Source organism: Pseudomonas sp. EMN2 (genome assembly GCF_009650555.1).
Taxonomy (GTDB): domain Bacteria; phylum Pseudomonadota; class Gammaproteobacteria; order Pseudomonadales; family Pseudomonadaceae; genus Aquipseudomonas; species Aquipseudomonas sichuanensis.
This window is the reverse complement of record NZ_VZZR01000128.1, coordinates 1-9357: the sequence shown is the minus strand read 5'-3', so window position 1 is coordinate 9357 and position 9357 is coordinate 1. Positions and strand designations below refer to the sequence as shown.

The following is a 9357-nucleotide window of genomic DNA, read 5'->3' as shown; positions in this document are numbered from 1 at the left end:
TCAACGGCGTCGGCGGCCTGACCAAGACCGGCAGCGGCACCCTGACCCTGAATGGCACCAACGGCAACCTGGGCAACACCAACCTCAATGCCGGCACCCTGGTGCTCGGCAGTGCCAGCGCGCTTGGCCTCGGCCAGCTCAACGCGGCCGCCGGCACCACGCTGGACAGCAACACCGCGCTGAACATCGGCAACACCGTCAACCTCGGTGGCAACCTGACCATTACCGGCAGCAACGACCTGGGCCTGGGCGGCCTGGTTACCGGTGCCGGCAGCCTGACCAAGAACGGCGCCAGCAACCTGACCCTCAGCGGTGCCAACACCCTGACCGGTGGCGTGACCCTCAATGCCGGCACCCTGACTCTGGGCAACAACCAGGCGCTGGGCACCGGTACCCTCACCGTTGGCGGCGCTGCCAACCTGGCTACCCTCGGCGCGCTGACCGTGGCCAACCAGGTGTTGCTCAACGGCAACCTGAGCCTGACCGGCAACAACAACCTGGCGCTTAACGGCGTGATCAGCGGCGCCGGAGGCCTGAGCAAAACCGGCAGCGGCAACCTCACCCTCGGCGCCGCCAACACCTACCAGGGCACCACCACCCTGGGCGGCGGCACGCTGACCCTGGGCAACAACACCTCCCTTGGCCAGGGCAACCTGTCGGTGACCGGCAACAGCACCCTGGCCAGCATCGGTGTGCTGCAAGTGGCCAACGCCATCGGCCTTGGCGCCGGCACCACGCTCGGTGTCAATAACACCCAGGCGCTGACCCTCGATGGCGTGATCAGCGGCACCGGTGCCTTGAGCAAGCTCGGCAGCGGTCAGTTGATTCTCAACGGCAACAACACCTATAGCGGCGGCACCAGCCTGCAGGCCGGCAGCCTGCTGCTGGGCAATGCCGGCGCCCTGGGCAGTGGTGCGCTGACCGTCAACGGCGCCGCCGGCCTCGACACCAGCCTGGCGCTGGCGCTGGCCAACGCGATCAACCTGGCCGGGGGCAACCTCACCCTCGGCGGCAGCCAGGCGCTGACCCTCAACGGTGTGGTCAGTGGCACCAACAGCCTGATCAAGAACGGCGCCGCCAGCCTGACGCTCAACGGCAACAACACCTACAGCGGCGGTACCACGCTCAATGCCGGCACCCTGGTGGTCGGCAGCAACACCGCCCTGGGCACCGGTGCCCTGAGCACTGGCGCCAATACCAGCCTTGATGCCAGCGGCGCTGGCGTCACCCTGGCCAACGCCGTGCACCTGGGCGGCGTGCTCAATGTGCCGGGCAGCGCAGATCTCACCCTCAACGGCGTGGTCGATGGCGTCGGCGGCTTGAACAAGTCGGGCGCCGCCACCCTGACCCTCAATGGCGCCAACAACTACCTGGGTGGCACCACCCTGAACGCCGGCCAGCTGGTGGTCGGCAACGACAACGCGCTGGGGCAGGGCGCCCTGACCGTCGCCGGGGCCTCGACCCTGAGCGCCGGCAGCAACGTCACCCTGGCCAACAACGTCACCCTCAACGCCGGGCTGACCGTCGCTGGCGCCAACGACCTGACCCTCAACGGCGTGATCAACGGCACCGCCGGGCTGACCAAGAACGGCAACGGCAACCTGACCCTCAACGGCAACAATGGCTTCCAGGGCGGCCTCCAGCTCAATGCCGGTCGCCTGACCGTGGGCAGCAGCGGCGCCTTGGGCACCGGCACCCTGTCGGTCACCGCCGACGCCACCCTGGCCAACGGCGCGCCCATGGCCCTGGGCAACACCATCGCCCTGAGCAACGGCGCCAACCTGACCGTCGAAGCCGCCAATGCGCTGATCCTGAGCGGCGACCTTGGCGGCAGCGGCAACCTGATCAAGACCGGTGTCGATGACCTCACCCTGGTCGGCGTCAAGACCTTCACCGGCGACGTCGATATCCAGGCCGGCTCCATCACCACCCTTGGCAGCGGCGTGCTGGCCAACGTCGACACGCTCAATGTCGGCGCCAGCGGCCAGCTCAACCTCAATGGCAACGCCAGCCTCGGCAGCCTGACCGGCAGCGGCCAGGTCGATATCGGTATCGGCAGCGTCCTGAGCCTGGGCAGCAACAACCTCAGCAGCACCTTCGCCGGCGGCCTCAACGGCCTCGGTGGCCTGACCAAGGTCGGCACCGGCACCCTGACCCTGACCGGCACCGGCAACCTCGCCGACAACACCCAGGTCAATGCCGGCACCCTGAAGATCGATGGCACCCTGGGCAGCAACCTGCTGACCGTCGGCAACGGCGCCACCCTCACCGGCAGCGGCACCGCCAACGCCACGGTGGTCATCAGCAACGGCGGCCACTTGGCCGGGCAAAGCGGCAGCACCCTGGGACTCGGCTCCCTCGTGCTCAACAGCGGCTCGATCGTCGACGCCGGCCTCGGCTCGCCCGCCACCGGTGGTACCGCACTGTTCAACGTCGGCGGCAACCTGACCCTCGACGGCACGCTCAACGTCAGCAACATCGGCGGTTTCGGCAACGGCGTGTACCGGATCTTCGACTACACCGGCTCACTCACCGACAACGGCCTGGACTTCGGCAACCTGCCGTTTGGCTTCGGCCTTGGCGACCTGAGCCTGCAGACCAGCCTGGCCAACCAGGTCAACCTGCTGGTCAGTGCCAGTGGCCAGAACATCCTGTTCTGGGATGGCAACAACACCACTGCCAACGGCCAGGTCGATGGCGGCGCCGGCACCTGGAACGCCGGCAGCAACAACTGGACCGACCTCAACGGCACCACCAACAGCGCCTGGAACGGCAGCTTCGCGGTGTTCCAGGGCACCGCCGGCGATGTCACCGTGGTTGGCCCGCAAGCCATCAATGGCATGCAGTTCGTCAGCAACGGCTACCGCCTGCTGGGCGGTGCCGGCGGCGTGCTGAACCTGGTCAACGGCAGCAGCGGCGACACCAGCGTGCGCGTCGACCCGGGTGCCATCGCGACCCTCGACGTGACCCTGGCCGGCAGCGGCAAGCTGAACAAGCTCGACACCGGCACCCTGGTGCTCAATGGCAGCAACAGCTACAGCGGCGGCACCAGCCTCAGCGGTGGCACGCTGATCGTCGGCAGCAACACTGCCCTGGGCAGCGGCGTGCTGAGCACCACGGCAGGCACCACCCTGGACAGCAACAAGACCGTGGCGCTGAGCAACGCCATCAGCCTGGCCGGGCCGTTGAACATCGCCGGCAGCAACGACCTGGCGCTCAATGGCGACATCAGCGGCACCGGCGGCCTGGTCAAGGCCGGTAGCGCCAGCCTGCTGCTGGCCGGCAACAACAGCTACAGCGGCAGCACTGCGCTCAACGCCGGTACGTTGATCGTCGGTTCCAACACGGCGCTGGGCAGCGGCGCGCTCAATGCGGCTGCCGGAACCAGCCTGCAGAGCAGCCAGGCCGTGACGCTGGCCAACAACGTCAACCTGGCCGGCCTGTTCAACGTGCTGGGCAGCAACGACCTGACCCTCGGCGGCACCCTGGCGGGTGCCGGGCAACTGGTCAAGAGCGGTACCTCGGTGTTGACGCTCGCTGGCGCCAATACCTACAGCGGGGGTACCGAGCTGCAGGCGGGCACCCTGGTGGTCGGCAACAACGCAGCGCTCGGCAGTGGTGGCCTGAGCGTCACCGGCAACGCCAACCTCGACAGCAGCAGCGCGGTCACCCTGGGCAACCCGGTGGCCGTCAGCGGCACGCTGAACGTGCTGGGCAGCAACGACCTGCAACTGGCCGGGGTGCTCAGCGGCAACGGCACGCTCAACAAGAGCGGCCTGGCCGACCTGACCCTGTCGGGCAACAACACCTTCAGTGGCATCATCAACCTGCTCGCCGGCAGCCTCAGCACCATCGGCACCACGGCCCTGGGCACCCAGAGCGAGCTCAATGTCAGCAGCGGCGCCACTCTCAACCTGGACGGCAACACCACCCTGGGCGATATCGGCGGCAGCGGCGCCATCCAGATCGCCGCAGGCAACAGCCTGGGCGTGCAGGGCGGCCTGTTCGCCGGTGACATCAGCGGTACCGGCACCCTGAACAAGCTGGGCAGCGATACCCTGACCCTCAGTGGCAGCAACAGCCACAGCGGCACCACCAACGTCCAGGCCGGTGGCCTGGTGGTCAACGGCAGCCTGGCCAGCAACTCGGTCACCGTTGCCAGCGGCGCTACCCTGGGCGGCAGCGGCAGCCTTGGCGGAACGGTGGGGGTGGCTAACGGCGGTACCCTCAGCGCCGCCAGTGGCAGCACCCTGAATGTCGGCAACCTGATGCTCGGTAGCGGCGCCAACTTCAATGCCGCCCTCGGTGCGCCGGTCGGCAGTACCCCGCTGGTCAACGTGGCCAACAACCTGACCCTCGGCGGCACGCTCAACATCACCGACATCGGTGGCTTCGGCGCCGGGGTGTACCGCTTGTTCGCCTATGGCGGCAGCCTGGTCTACAACGGCCTGGCCATCGGCAGCACACCGGTACCCGCCAGCGACCTGACCGTGCAAACCGCCATCGCCAACCAGGTCAACCTGGTGGTCGGCGGGGCCAGCAACCTGTTGTTCTGGGATGGCAGCCAATCCGTACCCAACGGCGTGATCGACGGTGGCAGCGGCACCTGGGATGCCACCAACACCAACTGGACCGACGCCAACGGCGTGCTCAACACCCCATGGAACGATACCTTCGCGGTGTTCCAGGGCAACGCTGGCACCGTCACTGTGAACGGCACCCAGACCATCGGCGGCATGCAGTTCGTCACCGACGGCTATGTACTCAATGGCGGCGCCGCCGGCGAGCTGCTCACCACCGGCACCACCAACCTGCGGGTCGATAGCGGCGCCACGGCCACCCTCAACGTCGCCCTCAATGGCACCGGCAGCATCGCCAAGTACGACACCGGCACCCTGGTGCTCAACGCCGCCAACGGCTACAGCGGCGGCACCGCGCTCAACGGCGGCACCCTGGTAGTGGGCAACAACAGCGCCCTGGGCAGCGGCGTGCTGACTGCGGCTGCCGGCACCACGCTGGACAGCAACACCGCCGTCACCCTGGCCAACAATGCCGTGCTCAACGGCGCCCTGGCCATTGGCGGCAGCAACGCCCTGGAACTGGCCGGCAACCTCAGTGGTGCAGGCGGCCTGGTCAAGAATGGCAACGCCCAGCTCACCCTCAGTGGCAGCAACAGCTACACCGGCGGCACCCTGATCAACGCCGGCAGCGTGGTGGGCGACAGCGACAGCCTCAAGGGCGCCATCGTCAACAACGCCGCACTGACCTTCGAGCAGAACGCCAACGGCAGCTACACCGGCAACCTCACCGGCACCGGCACCCTGACCAAGGCCGGCACCGGCGAGCTGCTGCTCACCGGCAACAACGGCCTCACCGGCGCCACCAACGTCAACGCCGGGCGCCTGGTGGTCAACGGCCGCCTCGACAGCGCCACGGTCACGGTCGCCACCGGCGCCAGCCTGAGCGGCAGCGGCACCCTGGCCGGTGCGGTGCAGATCCAGAACGGCGCCACCCTCGCCGCAGGCCCCGGCAGCACGCCGTTGTCGGTGGGCAGCCTGAGCCTGGCCTCGGGCAGCGCGCTGGACTTCAGCCTCGGCGCGCCGAATGCCGCCACCACGGTGGTGCAGGTGGCCGGCAACCTGACCGTCGACGGCACCCTCAACATCACCGATGCCGGTGGCTTCGGCCCAGGGGTGTACCGCCTGTTCAGCTATGGCGGCACGCTGACCGACAACGGCCTGGTGTTCGGCGCCATCCCCGGCAGCGTAGTCCTGGGCGACCTGAGCCTGCAGACCGCCATCGCCAACCAGCTCAACCTGGTGGTGCAGGGCGCCGCCGGTTCGCTGCAGTTCTGGAACGGCAGCCAGACCACCCCCAACGGCAGCATCGGTGGCGGCAGCGGTACCTGGGACTCGGCCACCAACTGGACCAACTCCACCGGCACCACCAGCGATAACTGGGGCGCGCAGTTCGCCGTGTTCGGTGGCCAGGCCGGCACCGTGACCGTGGCCGGCAACCAGGCCTTTACCGGCATGCAGTTCCTCACCAATGGCTATCAAGTGGTGGCCGGCAACAATGGCAGCCTGACCGCCACCAACGGCAGCGGCGGTGCCCTTGCGGCGGTGCGTGTCGATGCCGGCGCCACGGCGCTGATCAGCGCGCCGCTGGTAGGTACCGGCGGTATCGAGAAACTCGACTCGGGCACCCTGATACTGGCCGGCGCCAACACCTACAGCGGCGGCACCACGGTCAGCGGCGGTACCCTGATGGGCGACACCACCAGCCTGCAAGGCAACATCCTCAACAACGCCAGCCTGGTGTTCGCCCAGGGCGCCAATGGCACCTTCAATGGCAGCCTGACCGGCACCGGCACCACCACCAAGACCGGCGCAGGCACCTTGCTGTTGACCGGCAACCAGGCCTTCAGCGGCGCTTTCAACGTCAACCAGGGTGTGTTGGAAGTGGGCAATGCCGCCAACCCCGGTGCCAACCTCGCGGCGCAGGTCACCGTGGCCAATGGCGCTGCGCTGACCGGTACCGGCACGGTGGCCAGCCTGGTCAACCAGGGCACGGTGATGCCAGGCAAGGGCGGTGAACTCACCGTCACCGGCAACTTCACCAACGCCGCCAGCGGCAGCCTGCTCGTCGATGTCAGCGGCAACCCCACCAGCTACCTCGACGTCGGCGGCACCGCCAACCTCGGCGGCAGCCTGCAGGTGGTCAACCTGGCCGGCTTCAGTGGCAGTGGCCAGTACAACGTGGTCACCGCCGCGGGCGGGATTACCGGTACCTTCGCCGGCACCAATCTGAGCAACTCGGCGTTCCTCAACAGCGCCGTGGCCTATGGCGCCAACCAGGTGACCCTGTCGCTGAGCCGTAACGGAACCGGCTTTGCCGGGGTCGCGTACACCGGCAACCAGCGTGGCGTGGGCACCGCCCTCAGCGCCCCAGGCGCGCCGGCCGAGTTGATCGGCAATATCCTGCCGATGAGCGCTGCGCAGGCCCGGGCGGCGTACGACAGTCTGTCCGGCGAGATCCACGCCAGCACCGCCAGCGTGCTGATCGAAGACTCGCGCTACGTGCGCGAAGCGGTCAACGACCGCCTGCGCCAGGCCGACTGCACCCGCCAGGACGACCCACGCCGCACCCTGGCACCCACCGCCAACCAGCAGCTCACCAGCGAAGGTTGCCAGGGCCAGGCCGTCGGCTGGATCCGCGCCCTTGGCGGTTGGGGCGACTTTGATGGCAGCAGCAACCACGCCAGTGTCGATCGCGAGCTGCAGGGCTTCATGCTCGGCGTCGACCGGGCGCTGGACGAGCAGTGGAAGGTCGGTGTTGCCGCCGGCTACACCAACTCCAGCATCGATGCGCACCAGCGCCGTTCGGATGCTTCGGTCGACAGCTACCACCTGAGCACCTACCTGGGTTACCAACTGGACGCCTTCGCCGCCCGCCTGGGCGTGGCCTACAGCTGGCACGACATCGACACCAAGCGTGACGTCGAGGTGGGCGCCTACAACGACCGCCTCAAGGCCAAGTACAAGGCACGCAGTGCTCAGGTGTTCGGCGAAGTGGGCTACGCCATCGACGCCGGTGGCATTGCCCTGGAGCCGTTCGCCGGGCTGGCCTACGTCAACTATGACAGCGATGACGCCCATGAGAAGGGCGGGGCAGGGCGGCTGGAGGGCAGCGTCGACCAGGACGTGACCTATTCGACCCTGGGCGTGCGCGCCGGCAAGCGTATCGAGCTGGCCAACGGCACCGCCATCACCCCACGCGTGTCGGTGGGCTGGCGGCATGCCTTCGGCGACACCGAGCCTGACGCCGACCTGCGCTTTATCGACGGCGGGGCAGGCTTCAGCACCTCGGGCGTGCCGATTGCCAAGGATGCGGCGGTGGTCGAGGCCGGGCTGGACCTGGCGGTGGGCGAGAGTGGCAAGCTGGGCATCGGGTATTCCGGGCAGCTGTCGAACGATGCGCGTGACCATGGGGTGACGGTGAGCTTCAGCATGGGGTTCTGAGTGGGGTGCTGAACCATCGCGGGGCAAGCCCGCTCCCACGTTCCTGAGTTACCTCCAAGGTTTGGGTTGATGTCCAACCCATGGAGCCAGCTCAGGAACGTGGGAGCGGGCTTGCCCCGCGATCAGTCTGGACTGTGTACGACATTTCCGAATTTGAAACCAAATACTTCAATCGGCCAGCGCTTGGGACCTATCCTACGCGCCTGTCGGAAGGCTCTGCATTGGCTGGGAAATACCTCGGGGGTAACGTCGCTGGGTCGTCACATTTGGCGACCGGGTGTGAGAAGCCCGTGGTGTTTTCAGTAGCAGGCCGCCTGTCATGGCAGCCGTGCGCGTGCAGACTTCGGTCTGGCCGTGGTGCTCTGAACACGGTCTTCTCACCTCGCGTACGGCTGCCACCCTTGTCTGTGAGAAGGATGTCGGTGGTTGCTCATGAAAACTACTTTCAGAGAGTGACAACTATGAAAAAGATCGTCCCCGATCCACCGTATCCGATTCCGTTCATCAGCATCATCAACGACCTCACCGCCGAGCAGGCCATGGCCCATGCCGCCACGTTGATGGAAACCCTCGTCGATACCGTCCACGCCTACGCCGATTGCCCTCCCGAGCTGCATTCGGACATCCTGCTGGACAACGCCTCGGTCCTCACGCAACTGGTGATCGCCCTGATCAACCACGCCAAATCCAAGAGGGCCGCCCCATGAGCGATAAAAGCCTCTACGGCCCGACCGAGGGCAGCACCACCTGCCTGGACCTGTTCTGCATCAAGCCGGGCATCCCGTTCGAACATGCCTTCGGCGAGTTGTCCGCGCTGCTTGGCTGCATCAGGCACCTGACCACCGAAGCTGAAATGGAGGGTGACCTCCTGGCCGGCAGCGCCGCGCGGATCCTGAGCGGGTTGGCCAAGGGGCTGATCGATGACATGGAGTCGGGGATGAGCCAAGGCAAGTAAACCCATCACTTATCGAGACTGCCGGGCAGTCTCGATGTGCCAAGGTCGTGACGCTGTATCGTGGTGGCGCTGCTGCCGTTGCACTGGGCTTGTGAATGGGATGCCAGGTGGGCGTGACCTTCTAATACATAACAACCCACTGTTGCGGAGGACTGTTCTCCAGAACAAGGCATGTTCGAGTGAGTGTTCTGATGTTGCTGTAGGAGGTTTCTTGATCCGCTTCCGGTGCCGTCGGAGGCGTCATCAAGCTGCTAGCGTTCGGCGTTTTCTGCGTACAAAGGAAAGGCCGCATGACCCGTAACTCTTTCAAGGGCATCGCCGCAGGTGGCCGCCCATGACCTATCGCATCGTGATTTTCGGCAAGGGGCAGGGCCTGGTGGG

General features: G+C 66.9%; 3 protein-coding genes. All 3 read left to right on the top strand.

Annotated features, from left to right (window positions below; translation table 11 throughout):
* A partial coding sequence (locus F6X61_RS26620) for an autotransporter-associated beta strand repeat-containing protein (protein WP_153789268.1) occupies positions 1-8021 on the top strand: 8021 nt, incomplete at its 5' end.
* 461 nt (positions 8022-8482) lie between these two features.
* Positions 8483-8728 carry a hypothetical protein gene (locus F6X61_RS26615; protein ID WP_153789267.1) on the top strand — a complete coding sequence of 82 codons (246 nt, stop codon included), beginning with the start codon at positions 8483-8485 and terminating at the stop codon, positions 8726-8728.
* Positions 8725-8976: a DUF3077 domain-containing protein gene (locus F6X61_RS26610; RefSeq protein WP_125860235.1), complete on the top strand. Its 252-nt coding sequence runs from the start codon at positions 8725-8727 to the stop codon at positions 8974-8976. Before F6X61_RS26615 ends, F6X61_RS26610 begins: the two co-directional genes overlap by 4 nt.
* The last annotated feature ends 381 nt before the right edge of the window (positions 8977-9357 follow it).

Coding starts and splice junctions, on each gene's coding strand:
- F6X61_RS26615 (WP_153789267.1), top strand. CDS start 8,483: ATGAAAAAGATCGTCCCCGATCCACCGTATCCGATTCCGTTCATCAGC.
- F6X61_RS26610 (WP_125860235.1), top strand. CDS start 8,725: ATGAGCGATAAAAGCCTCTACGGCCCGACCGAGGGCAGCACCACCTGC.